This is a genomic window from Mesorhizobium sp. M8A.F.Ca.ET.165.01.1.1 (assembly GCF_004792065.1).
Classification (GTDB): Bacteria; Pseudomonadota; Alphaproteobacteria; order Rhizobiales; family Rhizobiaceae; genus Mesorhizobium.
Window position 1 is genome coordinate 708822 of sequence record NZ_SRTH01000003.1, and the last position, 15100, is coordinate 723921.

Here is a 15100-nt window from a genome sequence, read left to right on the forward strand (position 1 = left end):
TTTCTGTGTTGATCGATACATAAATGAGTTGACGCAATCAGGCAAGGCTGGCAGATATTTATGTATCAATCACTACATAAATGGAGAAACCGATGGCATCCAGGAATTTGAACGGCAAGGCGGCACTCGTCACCGGAGGCAGCCGCGGCATCGGCGCGGCAATCGCGCGAAGGCTCGCGGCGGAGGGGGCCGATGTCGCGCTGACCTATGTGCATGGCGAGGACCAGGCCCGCTCGGTCGTCGCCGAGATAGAGACCAAGGGCGGTCGCGCGATCGCGATCAAGGCCGACAACCGCGACGCCGAAGCCATAGACCAGGCGGTTGCCGATGCGATGACCGCCTTCGGCCGGCTCGACATCCTGGTCAACAGTGCCGGCATCTGGCGCGCCGCACCCATCGATATGCTGTCGCTTGCCGATTTCGACGAAACCATGTCGGTCAATCTGAGGGCGCCGTTCATCGCCTCGAAAGCGGCGGCAAGACACATGGGCGAGGGCGGCAGGATCATCTCGATCGGCAGCAATCTGGCCGAACGGGTCACCGACACCAACCTGGGAGCCTACTCGACCAGCAAGGCGGCGCTGGTCGGCCTGACCAAGGCATTGGCCCGCGACCTCGGGCCACGCGGCATCACCGCCAATGTCGTCCATCCCGGCTCGACGGATACCGACATGAACCCGGCCGACGGCCCGCATGCCGAACATCAGCGAAAGAAGATGGCAACTCCGCGATTCGGCAAGGCGGAGGACATCGCCGGCATGGTTGCCTGGCTCGCAGGTCCAGAGGGCCGTTTCGTCACCGGAGCCGCGCTGACCATCGACGGTGGCGCAAACGCCTGAAGACGCAGGGATCCCCGCGGCCGGGGCGACCCAAAGGTCGCCCCCGGCCGTCACGATCTTGTGAAACCGTTCTGCAACAGGCCCGCCGAAATTTATGAAAGCTTAACGAAATCGGTATGAATCGGTATAGTCGCGCCTTACATCCGCCATGCGGTTAGCGGGACGGTCTAGCGTGCGGAACGGGAACCGGTTGCGGCCGGAGCGGGTGATCCATGAACTTCCTCGGTAAAAAAGCAACCGTGATGCCGCTGGTGGCGATTACGGCGACGCTGGCTTTCGGCACGCCTCAGGCAGGTGCCCAAGGGCTTTTCGACATGCTGTTCGGCGGCGGCATCAGGCATGAGCCGAACGGCGAGTTTCCGCCTCCTCCGCCAAAGCACAAGCCGAAGGCGCCGGCCGGTGGCGACGGCGGCGGTGCGAGGATCAGCAGTCCGTCCTACTATACTTACAAGGCCGACAGACTGGTGCGCGTCGACTTCTCGACGCTGGCCGCCGCGCCGCAGCCGGCGGCGCCGCAAGATGCCGCTTTCGTTCCCTCGGCCACGGGTGCTGCTTTCCACGATGCCATTGCCGGCCTCAGCGACTACGAACTCTATGCCGAGCCCGACATCGCCAAGGCGCTGATCGCCTACTACTCTGCCAACCCGGATTTCATTTGGGTAGGCGGGACAAGCCCCAACAACCGTGCGCAAGATGCCGTGCGGGTGCTTGGCGAGGCTGCCAGCTACGGCCTCACGCCCGCCGACTACACGGTCGATGTGCCAGCGCTCGGTTCGACCTCGGCGGACGACGCAGCCAAGTTGAAGGAACTCGTCCGTTTCGAGATGGCGCTTTCCGCGCGTGTCCTGCGTTACGCCCATGACGCCCAGAGCGGCCGTGTCGAGCCCAACCGCATGACCGGCTACTACGATTTCCCGGCCAAGCCGCTCGACATGGTGGGCGTGCTGAAAACACTGGCGCATACACAGGAAGTTCGCACCTACCTCGAATCGCGCCATCCGCAGAATGCAGAATACCAGGCGCTGCGCGTCGAACTGGAGTCACTGCAGGCGAGCGCCGAGAACGAGATCGTCGTCGATCCGAAACTGCTGCTGAAGCCGGGCGAAACCAGCCCCGAACTGCCGAAGCTCCTGTCGCTGATCGCGCGCAATCTCGATGACGAGATGGGCGGCACCTATGGCGAGGTTCTGTCGCGGCTGGCAACCAGCGAAGTCTATGTTCCCGAACTGGTCCCTCTGATCAAGGCGGTGCAGCAGAAGGAGGGCATGAAGGGCGACGGCGTCATCGGACCGCGCACCGTCGCCTTGCTGGCCGGCACGTCGAAGGCCGACAGGCTGCTCAAGGTTCAGGTGGCGCTGGAAGAACTGCGCTGGCTGCCTTCCGATCTCGGCAGTCCGCGTGTTTTCATCAACCAGCCCGCCTTCACCGCGAGCTACATTGACGACGGCCAGGAAAAGCTGAAGACACGCGCCGTCGTCGGCCGTGTCACCAACCAGACGGCCTTCTTCTACGACCAGATCAAGCAGGTCGATTTCCATCCCTACTGGGGCGTGCCGCAGTCGATCATCGTCAACGAAATGCTGCCGAGATTGCGTGGCGATCCCGGCTATCTCGACCGTGCCGGCTATGAGGTGACGGATTCACGCGGCAAGCGCATTCCGTCGTCGGCGATCAACTGGGGCGATTATGGCGCCAACATTCCCTACAGCGTGCGCCAGCAGCCGAGCGAGGCCAATGCGCTGGGAGAATTGAAGATCCTGTTCCCCAACAAGCATGCGATCTACATGCATGACACGCCCCAGAAATCATTCTTCAAGCAGGACATGCGCGCGCTCAGCCATGGCTGTGTACGCCTGCAGGATCCGCGAGGAATGGCAGCGGCGGTGCTTGGCACCTCTGTCGATTATATCGCGGAGAAGCTGAAGCACGGACACTCGACCGAGGATGTGACGCGCAAGATCCCGGTCTATGTCGCCTATTTCACGGCATGGCCCGACATGTCCGGCAAGGTCGAGTATTTCAGCGACGTCTATGACCGCGACTCGCGGCTGAAGCAGGCCCTGGACGCGACCGAGGCGGTGCGCTCACCGTCGAGCTAACAGTCAACGCTCCGACAGCGGGCGCCGGAAACCGGCGTCGCGCCCGGCGATCAGCCAATAGACCAGCCCGGCCACAAGACCAGCGGCGGCTATGATGCCGATGTCGGCCCAGCGCTCCAGATCCACGTCTTCCGCCGCGCTCGGCCAGATCAGGAAGAAGCCGCCGGCGGCCGCCGCGGCGCCGAAGAACATGTGCAGCAGGACGCTGCGCAGGGAGAAAAACTCGGCGATCAGCGCGAAAATCAGCGTCTGCGGCGCTGTCACCACAACCGTCAGGAAATAGATGAACATGCCGAGCGGCGGCACCACAAAGGCCGCGATCGGCGAGACGCCCATGAGGTCGAAATAGGCCGGCGCGTTGGGCAGGGCGCTCAGCGCGGCATAGATCGCCACCACGGCGATCAGGCCAACCAGTATCGCGACAAAATAGCCGGCGAGCATCATCAGGACGCGCTTCATCAAGTGCTTCGCAGTCGACATGCCCACCCCCGTGAAGCCCGGTCACTCCACAATCAGCCATCAATGGCGAATTGACGCAAGGGGAGACAGAGACTGTCAGCGTCGTGGCCCGACGCGGACGGACGAAACCCGCCGTTCAGGCGCCGCCGCACATATGCTGCGAATCCGGTAGAGCCCAGGAGCCTTTCGAGACGAGGTCGACGGAATAATAGACCCGGCCACGGTCGTCGTCCTTGGGGCAGTCCCTGGGAATCGAGATCAGGCACATGACGACCGGTTCTCCGACCTTCGCGGCGGCCAAGCCGGCCTCGCGATCATAGGAGACAGCCCCGCCGCCATTGGTGAACGTGGTCGCGCTGCCCGCTTCGGGACTGGCCGTTTCCAGCGGATCGTCGCCGAGCCGGGCGCTAAGCGTCTTGATGTGCGTCGATGCGCATTGGCCGATAGCCGAAGGCAGGGGCTGATCGACGTGCCCGGGGTTTCGCCCGGCGGCTTCGAGCGCCTTCTTGCCAATCAGCGCGATGTTGTAGTCCTGGATCCAGGAAGGCGCATTGCCATAGGTCTGCAAGGCGTTGTTGAGGGCGCTGACGATACAGGCCGTATCGCTCTCGCAGGCATTGCGGTCGGCGATCAGCCCGCGGGCAATCCTGCGCTTGTCGCCGCCGAACGCCGGCTCGAATCCCTTGAACGCCTTCGAAACCAGCAGATCGATCGCCGACAGCCGCGGGTCGGCACAGATCGCTTTTTCCGCGGGCACTGCAGCCTTGGCGCAGTCGAAGGACGGGCCATCGGCTCGCGCGGGAGAAACGCCAAGGAAGCCATCGGCTGTGACGATGGCGAGTACAGACAGAAAATAGGTTCCAGCGAAACATCGCATCATAGCCCCCGAGCCAACAGGTTTGTCCAAGGCATAACATACCCCAGGATGGACAATGTGGGCGCGCGTTTCGTCGCTGAGAATGCTCGGAGGCAGCGCATTGGCGACGAGGTCCCTGCGAACCTTATTTTGGTTCGGCCGTCACAGGATCGAAGTCGATTTCGACTTTTGCCTTGTCCGAGGTGTAGTAGGTGACGGTGTAGCCGTCTTTGTCCCAATCGACTTCTTTCACGTAGCGAAAGCCGTCGCGTTGCTCGACCTTCGCGATGATCTCCGACAGCTTCTTGGCATTGGGTGGCGGCAGGGGGGCTTCATCCGCGGCAAAGGCCGATCCGCTGGTAAGAAGAACGGCGATGCTGGTCGCCAGCAGCAATCTGGACATGGTTTTCCCTCAGGTTTCGACGGAGGGAAACTCGCTGGTGTATTGGTTGGTTCCGGAGGCAGGGAACTGTTGGCCCAAAAGAAGCGTGACCGCGCCGACGAAAGACATCTAAACCCGTCGTGTTTTCGGACGACTTAGAACGTCGAGTTTCCGGCCATGGTTTTGCACTGGCCTACATTTGCTTACGCGCCAGCAAGCCTTGTCCTACGCGCCAGTAAGCTTTCAAGAGAATTTGATTGCGGCCGGACATCCAACGATTTCTTCAGGTTGGATGGTGGGCGATGCAGGGATTGAACCTGCGACCCCACCCGTGTGAAGGGAAAAGGGACACGCAAACTCTTGTGGCGTAAGGGTTGGCAAAATCCGTAGGGGTCGGCCCAATGTGGGGAAAGGTGCTTAACGACTGACTGTGATGCTTTGTGGTGCGCGCCAGTTGCGCGCCACTCTGAGAAAAGGCCCGGTAGTGCAGAATCTGCCGGGCCACTCTGCGCCCTGGTATCCTCACCAACGCCGCCACCAAGAACCAACCATCCACGCGGCTTGGCGAGGGCCGACGCGTCGGCGGGCGCTCTTACTCTGTGCCTCTCTCCTCGCACGCTCTAGCATTTATCCATGCCCGCACGCGCCTTTAACGGCTGGCGTGCGTGGTGTGGGTAAATGCGGCTGTTAGGCTCTCAGCTCTTTCGGAACCTGCATCGTGCGAAACTCACTCAGCATTGCCTCAAGCTGGTGCTGGGTCAGGTGCACCATTGGCGAAGTATCGGTCTTCTGGCGTTCGACCTCGGCCAGCACAGCGGCTAGGTCGGCCTTGGTGTAGCCCCTGAAATGCTTGATGTGGTGCTTGGTTGCCCACAACGCTGTGTCAGGGCTTTTGAAAAAGCCCAGCGCTTCCTGGTAGTATCTGAAAAGCTGGTAGGTTCGCTCGTCCATGTCCGCCCTCCTGAAAGAGGCGGAGTCTACGATTCGGCGGAATCCGCTGGCAAGAGGTTTATAGCCTTACGAGCGTTAAGTAGAACGGCTGCCAGGTGTCGCGTGGTACGCTCCACCCATTCGCTTTCGTAAAGCAATGCGTCTTCTGTCCGTTCGCATAAGATGCTGCCGTTACTGTGAAGAACCAGTTTGTCGGGAACATTGGCCATAATGCTGTCCAAAATGGCGGTTTTCACCCGTAACTCCCTAACCTGCGCCTCGTGCCAGCTTTGTATGAGGACTGTCATTTCCTCAACTGTCGGCTCGTGAACATCATCACCATGCTCTGGCTTCCAAACCGAAAGCGCACGAATCTGTCGTGCCAAGTCCTCTGCTGTGGGGTTAGTCGGCATTTTCTATTACTTTCTTCACGGCTTTTATGACACATCCAACCGCTATAACTGAGCCAGCATGAGGTACGGCACCAAAACCCTCTACGGTATTCATCTCATGTTTTGCCTGTCGCAATTCCTCATAAAGAGCATCCAAAAGCTGCTGTAAGAGTTCTATTTCTTGCCGCTTACCCATTGCCGCCGCCCTCCATTGCCGCCTTCTCGGCTCGGCGTACCGCAAGCATAATCCCGTTTGGTGAGGACTGGCCCACTAGTGCACAGACTTGGCGGTAGCTGTACCCAGCGTCCACCAGCGCTTTAATCATGGCGTCTTTATCGGCTATATGGCGGGGCGGGTGGATTTGCCCGCTACCTTTGCAAATTGGGCAATCCATCACTTGCCGCCCTCCGTAGGCGCTGCTGCTCGCTCTAGGGCTGCGCTGGGCGGTGTCTTTTTGGTGCCGATGCGCTGGGCACTTTGTTCCCCGTCTCGCAAACGTCGTACAAGGCTGCAAAGCAATCCTCGCTCGGCTCGTGTGTCAGCTTCAAAGGGGTAAGGCTCTTGCCAGCGGTAAGTGGGTTTTCCACCCTTCACAATGCGGCAAACCTTCTCCGCGACTTCCACCAACCCCCATCCATCTGGCAATTCGTCCGGTTTCATAATGCCTGCGGGAGCCATGAAGTAGCGATAGGAGCCCATGCCTTTGCCATTGGCTCGGTGCCGTTTCAGCTTGTCGCGTAGGAAATCTGCCCGGCTGCATTTCACTTCAACAACGATGCTAAAACCGGACGAATTAAAACCGATGGCATCGCAAATTTCTGATGTGGCAGTGGTGGTAATCTCATCCACCGCAACCCCACAACCCATGTTGAGAAGCCATTTTACCGCGCGGCGGCACAAATCCCGGTGTTGCTTACCGCACTCGTCGCATTCAATCTCAACCGCCCAATCCTTATCCATGGCGCAGCCCCTCCAAGTAGGCGCGGACGCTGGCTAGGGCTACAACCCTCTTTGGAAGCCATTTTATGATAGCCTTGGCTATGTCTTTATCATCATGCCCCATCATCATATCTACCGGGAATTCCTGCAAAGCAGCCAAAGCATCGGCAATTACCTCGTTGCCCTTGGCGTTGTGGGCTTCCCGGTGGCGGGCGACGATAATCGAAGCTTGTTCAAGGTCTAGCTTACACGGGCCGCCTTTGACCGCTTGGTGAAAAATGTTCTGAGCTACCTGTTCGTCCATGCCCAAAGCATCGGTAATAGCGCCACTAATATTGGCGACGCAGGCCGTTCGGTAGCGGGCGAGAATTCCGGTAATGGCCACAATGGCTATGTCGTCGTCTAGAAGGAAATTAGCCTCGGCTATTTGCCTCGCAACCTCCTTATCGCAAGGCAACTCGCTTGGCGCTTGTGGGGCGTTTATAGCTGCTGCGAAGGCTCTAAATGGGCCAGCCTGCATGACGCCTTCAAAGTTGATGTGCCAACCTTTTAGCGAGTCGTCGGCGAAACGCCCAAACTTAGTCCGCTCAAAGTAATAGCCATCTGCAAGGTTAATCCGGCTCAGTTCTGGTTTATCGGTTGGCATCTCCTGTGCTTTCGTTGGTTATGCTTTGAGTTCGGCCTGTGCCACGACATCCACAGATGAGGGGTAGGGAATTTCCATAGGCTTGAGGCTTGCGTTAAAACGGGCGGTATTTATCGCAGTGTCGTGCGCCTCATCGGCATCCTTTGCGCCGACATATACGGTTTCAAGCTTTTCGTAAGTGAGTTTGACGGTCACAGCGTAGGTTTTTGTCTGTGTCATCGCCTTACCCAATCAACTCGCGGTTAAACACGCCGCACTTAGCCATGACGGCGGCCTGAACCTCGTCGTAGTGATACGCTGCGTCCATTTCAAATTCGGCGGTTGTCTCGGCAAGGCACACGGGCTTTAAGCTGCCTCTAATGGCGCAACCTTGCCCAAGGTCGATACGGAACCCCACAGTATCCAACACCTCAATCCAGTTTGTGCGGAGGTTTGTTTCTTCGGGGTTGCTACCCAAGCAAACCTCGACGGTTTTGTGGTATTGGCGCTCAACAACGTCCAGCCTAATGCCGGTTTCCAGTTCAAAGTCCTTAACAATATCCATCGCGTTATTCTCCCTTAGTGAGAGAACACTGCGCCGTTATTCATGGGTTGTAAAGGGTTTTAAGGATGTATTTATACCACGGTGGAGTGACTAAAAAACCCGCCATCACTGACGGGTAAAGAGCGGCTCGCGTAACGGCAAGGAGTCCAAACCCAGTGCCGTTTGTCCCTCTCTCACTTCGTGTGTAGGTCGAGGTGCCCTTGCATTATTCCTGTGATAGGCTATTACCGTCAACCGTTATTCCGTTTAACAGGAGAGAAAAGTGGCTAAAGCGCCTGACATTAACGCGATGAGCATGGAAGAACTGAATGAGCTGCGCGATACCGTCACCGCCCGCATAGAGGCTTTGACAGAGGAGAAAATTGCGGAGCTGAAAGCCAAGCGCGCCGAACTCGACGCAGAATTGGCAAAGCTGGGCGGCAAGCCCGGCAGAGCAACCGCTTCGACCAATATCATATCCACCCGCACCCGCGCTAAACCGGCTGTCAAATACCGGGATAACAAAGGTAACGAGTGGACGGGTCGCGGCGCCGCGCCGAAATGGCTGCAAGCCTATGAGGCAGAAGGCAAGAACCGCGAGGAATTTGCGGTCTAACTGCTGAAACACTGGAAACGAAAAAGCCCCGGCTCATCACCGGGACTTTTCTTTGGCGTCAATCGCGGGAGTAGTCGGTACTTCGTCGTCGCGGATTGAGGAAGGTATTACCGGTAAGTTGTCGCTCAATCTCGCGCTCCAACTCCTCATCCCATCCCTGGGTCGCCTCTTGTTCAAGGCGCTCCAGCAAGGCGTTGTCGGCCTCCTTGCTCAGCCGGTAGTCCTTTACAGGCATGTAGTCCTCCTACGTTGCAAAAGGATGATGCGCGCCGGGTTAGCTCACAGCCACCGGTCTATCGGTGCTTATCGGCGGGGCGAGGTGTGTAACGGGCGCCTCATTGCTATTGGCTGTGTCGATGTGCCAGCGGAGCAATTTGCTCTCGTCGGCTACCCAGGTCGTCACCGGGAACATCGGGCTAAGCCTGCGTAGACGTTTGCCGAGTGCGACGATTACCGGCCCGTCCTTTAGAAACGCCTGGATAGCGCCGTTGCACTTTTTCACTTGCTCGATGGTGGGTATACCCATACCGATAAACAGGCCGATGTGAGCGGCATTGGTTGGCTTATGATAGCCTAGCGCGTCCCCTCTAGGCAGAAATACCGCGTCGAATCTTCTGTCGCTCCAAACTTGGGCCACAGAAATACGTATCTCGAACATGCCGAGCCTCCAAACGGTTTAAGATGTGTGTTTGGGAGAAGCGTGCGCCGAGTATAAAGCGCTGGCAAGAAATTTAACGGTGGATATAAGGGCGCTGTAAAAAGAGCTTGCCAAGGTATAAAAGCTTGGCTGATGATGATTTAGGGGCGCTGGTTTCCTATGCGCCACGCCCCCGGCAATTTCCTGCCGCCAATGACATAGGTGCCAAAAATAACGAAAGCATAGGCTTATGAGCCGGATTGAAATGCACGATTGGGATGAATGGCAGACCTATCGTAAAGACAGAGGCACACCGCCCTGGGTGAAAGTCCATCGCAACATTCTGAGTAACCCTAAGTGGGCCGCGCTGACCGACAGCGAGAAGGGCCACCTAGTTTCAATGTGGGTAGTCGCGGCTGATAGTAACGGCACCCTCCCCAATTCCCCAATCCTAATCCGCAAAATGTGCCAGCTCGACACCGAACCGGATATACAGCGTTTCATAGACTTAGGATGGTGTGAGACAGATGGTTGCCCCAATGGCGTCAAGGTGGCGTCAATTGGTTGCCAACCTGACGCACCAGAGACAGAGACAGAGACAGAGACAGAGACAGAGACAGAAGTAGAGACAAAAACCCCTAAATCCCCTAAAGGGGAATGGCTTGGGTTTGATGAGTTCTGGCAAGAATACCCCAACAAAGTCGGCAAACCTAAAGCTCTCACTGCTTGGAATCGGCTCAAACCAAACCTCGATACCGTGATAGCCGGGTTAAAGCGATGGAAGGCAAGTGACCAATGGACAAAGGATGGAGGCCGCTTTGTTCCACACCCGACAACCTGGCTGAACCGTGAGGGATGGAATGATGTCGTGGCTGGCGAGGTAGCTCCTGTGAGTGTCGCTGACCTGGAAGCCTCTCGGCAGCGTAGCGCACAAGCGGAAGCGGACTTTAAGGCACGGATGGAACAGCTAGCCGCTGACCGGCGCCAACAATTAGGGCTGACGCGATGACTGACGATGAATTACTCGAACGCCTTATGGCTGAATATGACCCGCCTTTGGAAAAGGTTGTTGCGGAGTATTACGCCGCTGTACGGGAACACAAAAAGCTTAACGCCACCACAGTTAAGCCTGACCTTAGCGGGGTGAATAACAACAACACACCTGGCAGCCAATGAACCTTGCGCTGCCGTTTCACCAATGCCGGTCTTGTCACAAGCGGGCCGGGAGTTGGTGTTCCGGCAGACACACCAAAGACACGGTACGCGGGGTGTGCTTCTCCTGCCAGCAAGAAGGATTGCTATTCAGCTTTGAGGCAATGGAGAAAGCGATGGAGGTAGCGGAGCGCCAACGGCGCCAGCGTAGCCCGCAAGCCATTGGGCCGAACGCTGATAAGCCTTCGCGCCAGCTTAAGGACTGGCCTGCTGGCCTCTGGTACGGCAGCACGCCGGTTGTGATAATCAAGGGAAAGTGAGGGATGTGGTTTTGTGTCTGGCTGACGTTCCGCTAGTTAAACCTCCCAGGAGGGAACGTAGAACGCCTCCGACGACCACAAAATCTCTATCACGGCAAAAACGTGGTGTGCGGATTATTTGGGCACAGTTCGGGCAACAAACAAAACGATTCAATGGGTGTTCCGACGTTTTGATACTATCCATGTACGAGGGTAGGATAAGCAAAGCAGATGGAAGTATTCAAAACCTTTGCCTGTCCATCGGCTGCAATAGGCAGCAAATTTCAAAAAGAGCTAGGGAGTTGGGGCTATCTGTCCGTAATCGGCCTATTTCGCCAGCGCTGAAGGAGATTTTTAGGGAGCGTACTGCTTCACAGTGGAAGAACAAACCGCACCCGCGCGGAATGCTTGGAAAAAAGCATACATCGGACGCCTTAAAACGGATAGCGATAGCCAGTCGTAATAACTATGCTAGACTTTCTCGGCAACAGAAAGCGGAGAAGGTGCTAAAGGCATTAAAGACAAGACAAACGCGCGGGATATTGATAGCACCTCGCCGCGCCTCATGGAAGCAAGCATGGCATGAGGTAGGAGGAAAGCGGTTTTTCGCGCGGAGCGAGTGGGAGCATCAGTACGCAATAATCCTAGAGCGCCGTAAAGCTCTTAAAATCATTATTGATTGGGAACATGAACCCGACACTTTCTGGTTTAATAAAATCAAACGAGGCGCCCGCTCATACACCCCCGACTTCAAAGTGACGTATGCCAGTGGTGAGGTGGAATATCACGAAATTAAGGGGTGGATGGATGACCGTAGTAAGACGAAGATTAAACGCATGAGGATTTACCACCCCAAGGTGAAACTTATCGTTATCGAAGGGCCAGAATACAAGAGGATAGTAGCAAGAGGGATATAGCGGCCTATTTAGCGGGCCGCGCGCTCCTGCTGTAACCGCTCAAGGCGCTCTTTCAGAGCCACGGCAACAATCTGCACGTTAGACGTACTGCCCTCAAGGCGGCGAATAGCAAGCAAGCACTGCTTGATGCCTGGGTTGTGCTGCATCTTGATAAACAGCGTTTTAAAGTCGTCACTCGGTTTGGTTCGCGGCATTCTGCGCACTTTCGTTTAGTTGTTCTCGGCTGGCTTTCATCCATCGCTCTCTTGCGGCGTCTGCCTTCTCCCGCAACGTCTTGGCGACCAGATGCGCGTCAAGCCAATCCTGCTCACGCGCAATCCAGTCGCTCTTGGCGGCTCCGACTTGGCTAGAATGGGATGGCATCGTTGTCGAACGGGTCAAACTCGGTGGGAGCAGGAACCTCTACGGCCTTGTCAGCCGCTTCGGATTTAGCTTCCTTCGTCTTCATGGACAGGCTCATGTAGTTGGTGCCTTTGTCGGACTTCTTGAGCCACATGCTCAGCCAGACCTCACTGCCATCGGGAAGGACGGCGGTGCCGGTGTAATCCGGGTGGGTCTCCTTCTCCTTCTTGGCGTTCTTAAACAGGCTGCCGTTTCCGGGTTTGGTTTCGTAGGCCATCTATTGAGCTTTCTTTTCGTTGAGGTATTCACCCATAGCCTTTTCAATGACCTTTAGGGAATTATCGGTGAGTGTTTGCACACGCTCATTAGCCATAATATCTTGCGCGGTTCTGGCGGCAACCATGGTGTATATGGTGGATTTGCTAGGAACCGCCGCTGCCGCGATGAGCGCGGTTAAGCATACGATTGTGAGAACGATAGGAAAGCTAGGCGCTCGCCGTTTATATAGGTTAGCATCCATAACAGCGATTAAGTAGGCGCCGCCACGTATAAGGAGATATAAACTGGCAATTATAGCGACGGCAGTCTGAATGTTGTCAGCCACTCCAGCCAGATAAATCATAAGGATTAAGTTCACTGTTTACGCTTTCGTTGGTTGAACGTCGATGCCAAGCCCTGCGAACTCGGCGTAAATGTCGGGACAGTCGCTTTTAAGGTAAAGCAACTTCTCGTGGTTGTCCGGCTGGGCAGCCCATGTAACAAGGTCGATGTCGGACATTACCTGTACGTCAGGCCACACTTTATCTTTCCATGCCACTACGCGAGGATTAACCACCTGGGAGGGTTTAGCGGCAACCTGAGCTTTCGGCTTGCTGCCAGCGCTGGCGCCATCGTCGTCCTCAGTCACAATGCCCAACATGCTAACCAAAGCGTACCGGCGCGCATACGTCATTGCGCTACCGTAGGTTTGAGCAAGGCTCATTTTGCCGGGGTCGCCATAAGGCACCTCGATTATGCCGGTAATCTCCTCACCACTCTCGGCGTCAATGAGTCGGGTAAGGATGGCGGCGGCTGATTTGTCAGTCTGGACGGGAGCCTGAACAACAACAACGCCATGTTTGTTGAGTGCGTCTAAGCAGGCATCCATGACGGCTGGAAGGTCGGCGTATTTGTATCCGTATCCCTGGCGCCCCTTGTGTATGGGGTCTAATTCTTGCTGCACCTTTAGAAGTGCAGAGGCAATTGCTTTCACATTCCTCGCTTTCTCTTATTCGTCTTTGCCGTAAAACCAAGCAGCAATCTCATCGCGGCTGGGTTTCTTCTGTGCTGCCTGTTGGTTGGCCCATTGCTGTAACAGGTCAACAAACTCCTTAAACTGCTGGGTAGTCATTCCTTATACTCCTTTTGTTGGTGATGTAAGATTAACACATAGGTATAAGGCGTCAACAAAATAAAACCGAATAAAACCCTTTACAGCTTATTTATACTGTGAGAGGGTTTTGTTAAACCAAAGGAGAATAAGGAAATGGACTTAAACCTACCCACCCATACTTTCCGCTGGCGCTACGTGCCGGTTGAGAAAAACGGCTACACGCGCGGCGAGAATAAGCTGGCGATGGTAGCTTCCCTTATATTCGGCGTCGTGATGGTCGCGGCTGCTGTGTTGTAAACCGAATAAGAAAGAAGAGACTATGTTCAACACCCCGATGCGCTTCCTGAAAACTGTGGAGCGTTTTGACATCAAGCAGGCCGCTAACAAGCTCGGCCTGACCGAAAAGGAACTGTACAACGCTCGTCAGCTTGGAAAGGACGGTGGGTTTATCCAGCGCGACCGTGATACTGGCCGCCTGTATGTGTTGGCTAACGAAGTGGTCAACCTAAAGGAAGCTATGGGTCGAAAAGCCCCCAGCGCGGTTAAACACACCCAGCCACCGCTGACGTTACCGGAAATCGCTGCGAAAACCGGCATTCCTATGACGGTACTTTACGCTCGGTTCAACCGTAAGAGGCTCCATTCGGTTACATGGTCGGCAAGCGGTCTCGTAGAAACGGCGCCGGGCGCCCCCTGACGCTGTTCTCTACGGATGTTTTGGATGTGCTCGCATCCCAACCCGTGCGCGCTTATCACCGCCGCAAATTAGTGAACCCTAAACACGTCAAGGCCATCAAAGCCTTCTCCGTTGTGGGTAAAGATGTGTTGAATCCCAACAATATCACACCCGCCGCCGACCGCTCACGCCTCGATATGGGGGTGGAGCTGATAAAAGCCGGTTTCCCCGACGCCGGTATTTATCTGATTAAGAACAACGCATAAGAGAAAGTGAGGATTATGAAAGGAGCAATTACAACAACCCTGCGCCAGATTAAGGCGCATAGTCCCTGTACGGACGAATACCAAAAACTGGTTAAATCTCTCGGCGGCCCAAAAAAGTATGGGATGGATACGCCGGTTACCTTCCAGCAGATTTACGCCAGCAACGGTTATGATGACACTTTGTGGTGCCTGCGGACGGTAGACCCGAAATACCACCCGCTCTGGCGTCACTTCGCGGTCGATGCCGCTGAGGCGGTAAAACACCTTATGGAAGACGAGCGTAGCCTGGCTGCCCTCAAGATCGCACGGCGGCACGCTGACGGTAAGGCGACCGATGAGGAGCGGGCTGCTGCGGGGGCTGCTGCGTGGGCTGCTGCGCGGGCTGCTGCGGGGGCTGCTGCGTGGGCTGCTGCGTGGGCTGCTGCGTGGGATGCTGCGTGGGCTGCTGCGCGGGCTGCTGCGGGGGCTGCTGCGCGGGCTGCTGCGGGGGCTGCTGCGGGGGCTGCTGCGCGGGATGCTGCGTGGGCTGCTGCGTGGGCTGCTGCGTGGGATGCTGCGTGGGCTGCTGCGCGGGCTGCTGCGGGGGCTGCTGCGCGGGCTGCTGCGCGGGATGCTGCGCGGGATGCTCAAATCCAATTGCTATTCGCTTATTGCGAAAACGGCGAACGTCCTAAAAACAGCGCCGCGCTACTTAAGCGTCTGATTAAGGCCGAACTGGCGAAGATGCCGGAACGCCGTCAACGCAGGAGAGGGGAAC

27 protein-coding genes are annotated in these 15100 nt (G+C 56.6%); 10 read left to right on the forward strand and 17 right to left on the reverse strand.

The features are described 5' to 3' along the window. The first annotated feature begins 92 nt into the window (after positions 1-92). Complete coding sequence (locus EN808_RS12770) at positions 93-839, forward strand: 3-oxoacyl-ACP reductase family protein (RefSeq protein ID WP_127872445.1); 747 nt, start codon at positions 93-95, stop codon at positions 837-839. Positions 840-1051: 212 nt separating this feature from the next. Continuing rightward, positions 1052-2938 (forward strand): murein L,D-transpeptidase, encoded by a 1887-nt coding sequence (locus EN808_RS12775; protein WP_127280693.1) that lies wholly within the window; start codon positions 1052-1054, stop codon positions 2936-2938. Positions 2939-2941: 3 nt separating this feature from the next. Here EN808_RS12775 and EN808_RS12780 read toward each other — a convergent pair whose 3' ends face one another. The 10 genes from EN808_RS12780 to EN808_RS12825 all read right to left on the reverse strand — a co-directional run bounded on the left by EN808_RS12780 (position 2942) and on the right by EN808_RS12825 (position 8087). Further along, on the reverse strand, positions 2942-3418 hold the full coding sequence (locus EN808_RS12780; RefSeq protein WP_135880367.1) for a hypothetical protein: 477 nt from the start codon (positions 3416-3418) through the stop codon (positions 2942-2944). Positions 3419-3533: 115 nt separating this feature from the next. Continuing rightward, positions 3534-4277, reverse strand: coding sequence for a lysozyme inhibitor LprI family protein (locus EN808_RS12785; protein WP_135915942.1), 744 nt, complete (start codon positions 4275-4277; stop codon positions 3534-3536). A gap of 121 nt (positions 4278-4398) precedes the next feature. Then, complete coding sequence (locus EN808_RS12790; RefSeq protein ID WP_135915943.1) at positions 4399-4656, reverse strand: PepSY domain-containing protein; 258 nt, start codon at positions 4654-4656, stop codon at positions 4399-4401. A gap of 666 nt (positions 4657-5322) precedes the next feature. Beyond that, the gene (locus EN808_RS12795) at positions 5323-5586 is read right to left on the reverse strand and encodes a hypothetical protein (protein WP_135915944.1); all 264 of its coding nucleotides are present in this window, start codon (positions 5584-5586) and stop codon (positions 5323-5325) included. A gap of 26 nt (positions 5587-5612) precedes the next feature. Further along, complete coding sequence (locus EN808_RS12800; protein ID WP_135915945.1) at positions 5613-5951, reverse strand: hypothetical protein; 339 nt, start codon at positions 5949-5951, stop codon at positions 5613-5615. A gap of 16 nt (positions 5952-5967) precedes the next feature. Next, positions 5968-6153: a hypothetical protein gene (locus tag EN808_RS12805; RefSeq protein WP_135915946.1), complete on the reverse strand. Its 186-nt coding sequence runs from the start codon at positions 6151-6153 to the stop codon at positions 5968-5970. A 198-nt stretch (positions 6154-6351) separates the two neighbouring features. Further along, positions 6352-6918 (reverse strand): hypothetical protein, encoded by a 567-nt coding sequence (locus EN808_RS12810; RefSeq protein WP_135915947.1) that lies wholly within the window; start codon positions 6916-6918, stop codon positions 6352-6354. Beyond that, positions 6911-7543, reverse strand: coding sequence for a hypothetical protein (locus EN808_RS12815; protein WP_135915948.1), 633 nt, complete (start codon positions 7541-7543; stop codon positions 6911-6913). The genes EN808_RS12810 and EN808_RS12815 overlap by 8 nt, the downstream gene beginning before the upstream one ends. Positions 7544-7561: 18 nt before the next feature. Next, positions 7562-7762 (reverse strand): hypothetical protein, encoded by a 201-nt coding sequence (locus tag EN808_RS12820; RefSeq protein ID WP_135915949.1) that lies wholly within the window; start codon positions 7760-7762, stop codon positions 7562-7564. Positions 7763-7766: 4 nt separating this feature from the next. Beyond that, positions 7767-8087, reverse strand: coding sequence for a hypothetical protein (locus tag EN808_RS12825; protein ID WP_135915950.1), 321 nt, complete (start codon positions 8085-8087; stop codon positions 7767-7769). Positions 8088-8349: 262 nt separating this feature from the next. Here EN808_RS12825 and EN808_RS12830 point away from each other — a divergent pair, with 262 nt between their 5' ends. After that, positions 8350-8682, forward strand: coding sequence for an H-NS histone family protein (locus EN808_RS12830; protein WP_135915951.1), 333 nt, complete (start codon positions 8350-8352; stop codon positions 8680-8682). Between the two features lie 58 nt (positions 8683-8740). Here EN808_RS12830 and EN808_RS36295 read toward each other — a convergent pair whose 3' ends face one another. Together EN808_RS36295 and EN808_RS12835 are read right to left on the reverse strand one after the other, a co-directional pair. Then, positions 8741-8917 carry a hypothetical protein gene (locus EN808_RS36295; protein WP_189524097.1) on the reverse strand — a complete coding sequence of 59 codons (177 nt, stop codon included), beginning with the start codon at positions 8915-8917 and terminating at the stop codon, positions 8741-8743. 39 nt (positions 8918-8956) lie between these two features. Then, positions 8957-9340: a hypothetical protein gene (locus tag EN808_RS12835; RefSeq protein WP_135915952.1), complete on the reverse strand. Its 384-nt coding sequence runs from the start codon at positions 9338-9340 to the stop codon at positions 8957-8959. Between the two features lie 229 nt (positions 9341-9569). Here EN808_RS12835 and EN808_RS12840 point away from each other — a divergent pair, with 229 nt between their 5' ends. From EN808_RS12840 to EN808_RS12845, 3 genes are all read left to right on the forward strand, one after another. Continuing rightward, complete coding sequence (locus tag EN808_RS12840) at positions 9570-10328, forward strand: hypothetical protein (protein WP_135915953.1); 759 nt, start codon at positions 9570-9572, stop codon at positions 10326-10328. Next, positions 10325-10495, forward strand: coding sequence for a hypothetical protein (locus tag EN808_RS36300; RefSeq protein ID WP_189524098.1), 171 nt, complete (start codon positions 10325-10327; stop codon positions 10493-10495). The genes EN808_RS12840 and EN808_RS36300 overlap by 4 nt, the downstream gene beginning before the upstream one ends. A gap of 478 nt (positions 10496-10973) precedes the next feature. After that, positions 10974-11687 carry a hypothetical protein gene (locus EN808_RS12845; RefSeq protein ID WP_135915954.1) on the forward strand — a complete coding sequence of 238 codons (714 nt, stop codon included), beginning with the start codon at positions 10974-10976 and terminating at the stop codon, positions 11685-11687. An 8-nt stretch (positions 11688-11695) separates the two neighbouring features. Here the strand turns inward: EN808_RS12845 and EN808_RS12850 are convergent, their stop codons facing one another. The 5 genes from EN808_RS12850 to EN808_RS37610 form a co-directional block, all read right to left on the reverse strand. Continuing rightward, positions 11696-11881: a hypothetical protein gene (locus tag EN808_RS12850; protein ID WP_135915955.1), complete on the reverse strand. Its 186-nt coding sequence runs from the start codon at positions 11879-11881 to the stop codon at positions 11696-11698. A gap of 152 nt (positions 11882-12033) precedes the next feature. Continuing rightward, complete coding sequence (locus EN808_RS12855) at positions 12034-12306, reverse strand: DUF736 domain-containing protein (protein ID WP_135915956.1); 273 nt, start codon at positions 12304-12306, stop codon at positions 12034-12036. Then, positions 12307-12666 (reverse strand): hypothetical protein, encoded by a 360-nt coding sequence (locus EN808_RS12860; protein ID WP_135915957.1) that lies wholly within the window; start codon positions 12664-12666, stop codon positions 12307-12309. 3 nt (positions 12667-12669) lie between these two features. Then, positions 12670-13281: an ERF family protein gene (locus EN808_RS12865; protein ID WP_135915958.1), complete on the reverse strand. Its 612-nt coding sequence runs from the start codon at positions 13279-13281 to the stop codon at positions 12670-12672. Positions 13282-13296: 15 nt separating this feature from the next. After that, positions 13297-13419, reverse strand: coding sequence for a hypothetical protein (locus tag EN808_RS37610; RefSeq protein ID WP_281041756.1), 123 nt, complete (start codon positions 13417-13419; stop codon positions 13297-13299). Between the two features lie 135 nt (positions 13420-13554). Between EN808_RS37610 and EN808_RS36305 the strand changes: the two genes are divergently transcribed. The 4 genes from EN808_RS36305 (at position 13555) to EN808_RS36310 (ending at position 15046) form a co-directional block, all read left to right on the forward strand. Further along, on the forward strand, positions 13555-13698 hold the full coding sequence (locus tag EN808_RS36305) for a hypothetical protein (RefSeq protein ID WP_189524099.1): 144 nt from the start codon (positions 13555-13557) through the stop codon (positions 13696-13698). A 22-nt stretch (positions 13699-13720) separates the two neighbouring features. Then, positions 13721-14098 carry a hypothetical protein gene (locus tag EN808_RS12870; RefSeq protein WP_135915959.1) on the forward strand — a complete coding sequence of 126 codons (378 nt, stop codon included), beginning with the start codon at positions 13721-13723 and terminating at the stop codon, positions 14096-14098. A 26-nt stretch (positions 14099-14124) separates the two neighbouring features. After that, positions 14125-14343: a hypothetical protein gene (locus EN808_RS12875; protein ID WP_135915960.1), complete on the forward strand. Its 219-nt coding sequence runs from the start codon at positions 14125-14127 to the stop codon at positions 14341-14343. Between the two features lie 334 nt (positions 14344-14677). Beyond that, positions 14678-15046: a hypothetical protein gene (locus EN808_RS36310; protein WP_189524100.1), complete on the forward strand. Its 369-nt coding sequence runs from the start codon at positions 14678-14680 to the stop codon at positions 15044-15046. Positions 15047-15100: the final 54 nt, after the last annotated feature.

Coding starts and splice junctions, on each gene's coding strand:
- EN808_RS12845 (WP_135915954.1), top strand. CDS start 10,974: ATGTACGAGGGTAGGATAAGCAAAGCAGATGGAAGTATTCAAAACCTT.
- EN808_RS12790 (WP_135915943.1), bottom strand. CDS start 4,656: ATGTCCAGATTGCTGCTGGCGACCAGCATCGCCGTTCTTCTTACCAGC.
- EN808_RS12820 (WP_135915949.1), bottom strand. CDS start 7,762: ATGACACAGACAAAAACCTACGCTGTGACCGTCAAACTCACTTACGAA.
- EN808_RS12775 (WP_127280693.1), top strand. CDS start 1,052: ATGAACTTCCTCGGTAAAAAAGCAACCGTGATGCCGCTGGTGGCGATT.
- EN808_RS12785 (WP_135915942.1), bottom strand. CDS start 4,277: ATGATGCGATGTTTCGCTGGAACCTATTTTCTGTCTGTACTCGCCATC.
- EN808_RS12805 (WP_135915946.1), bottom strand. CDS start 6,153: ATGGGTAAGCGGCAAGAAATAGAACTCTTACAGCAGCTTTTGGATGCT.
- EN808_RS12795 (WP_135915944.1), bottom strand. CDS start 5,586: ATGGACGAGCGAACCTACCAGCTTTTCAGATACTACCAGGAAGCGCTG.
- EN808_RS12825 (WP_135915950.1), bottom strand. CDS start 8,087: ATGGATATTGTTAAGGACTTTGAACTGGAAACCGGCATTAGGCTGGAC.
- EN808_RS36305 (WP_189524099.1), top strand. CDS start 13,555: ATGGACTTAAACCTACCCACCCATACTTTCCGCTGGCGCTACGTGCCG.
- EN808_RS36300 (WP_189524098.1), top strand. CDS start 10,325: ATGACTGACGATGAATTACTCGAACGCCTTATGGCTGAATATGACCCG.
- EN808_RS12855 (WP_135915956.1), bottom strand. CDS start 12,306: ATGGCCTACGAAACCAAACCCGGAAACGGCAGCCTGTTTAAGAACGCC.
- EN808_RS12780 (WP_135880367.1), bottom strand. CDS start 3,418: ATGTCGACTGCGAAGCACTTGATGAAGCGCGTCCTGATGATGCTCGCC.
- EN808_RS12870 (WP_135915959.1), top strand. CDS start 13,721: ATGTTCAACACCCCGATGCGCTTCCTGAAAACTGTGGAGCGTTTTGAC.
- EN808_RS12835 (WP_135915952.1), bottom strand. CDS start 9,340: ATGTTCGAGATACGTATTTCTGTGGCCCAAGTTTGGAGCGACAGAAGA.
- EN808_RS12840 (WP_135915953.1), top strand. CDS start 9,570: ATGAGCCGGATTGAAATGCACGATTGGGATGAATGGCAGACCTATCGT.
- EN808_RS12815 (WP_135915948.1), bottom strand. CDS start 7,543: ATGCCAACCGATAAACCAGAACTGAGCCGGATTAACCTTGCAGATGGC.
- EN808_RS37610 (WP_281041756.1), bottom strand. CDS start 13,419: ATGACTACCCAGCAGTTTAAGGAGTTTGTTGACCTGTTACAGCAATGG.
- EN808_RS36310 (WP_189524100.1), top strand. CDS start 14,678: ATGAGGAGCGGGCTGCTGCGGGGGCTGCTGCGTGGGCTGCTGCGCGGG.
- EN808_RS12810 (WP_135915947.1), bottom strand. CDS start 6,918: ATGGATAAGGATTGGGCGGTTGAGATTGAATGCGACGAGTGCGGTAAG.
- EN808_RS36295 (WP_189524097.1), bottom strand. CDS start 8,917: ATGCCTGTAAAGGACTACCGGCTGAGCAAGGAGGCCGACAACGCCTTG.
- EN808_RS12850 (WP_135915955.1), bottom strand. CDS start 11,881: ATGCCGCGAACCAAACCGAGTGACGACTTTAAAACGCTGTTTATCAAG.
- EN808_RS12770 (WP_127872445.1), top strand. CDS start 93: ATGGCATCCAGGAATTTGAACGGCAAGGCGGCACTCGTCACCGGAGGC.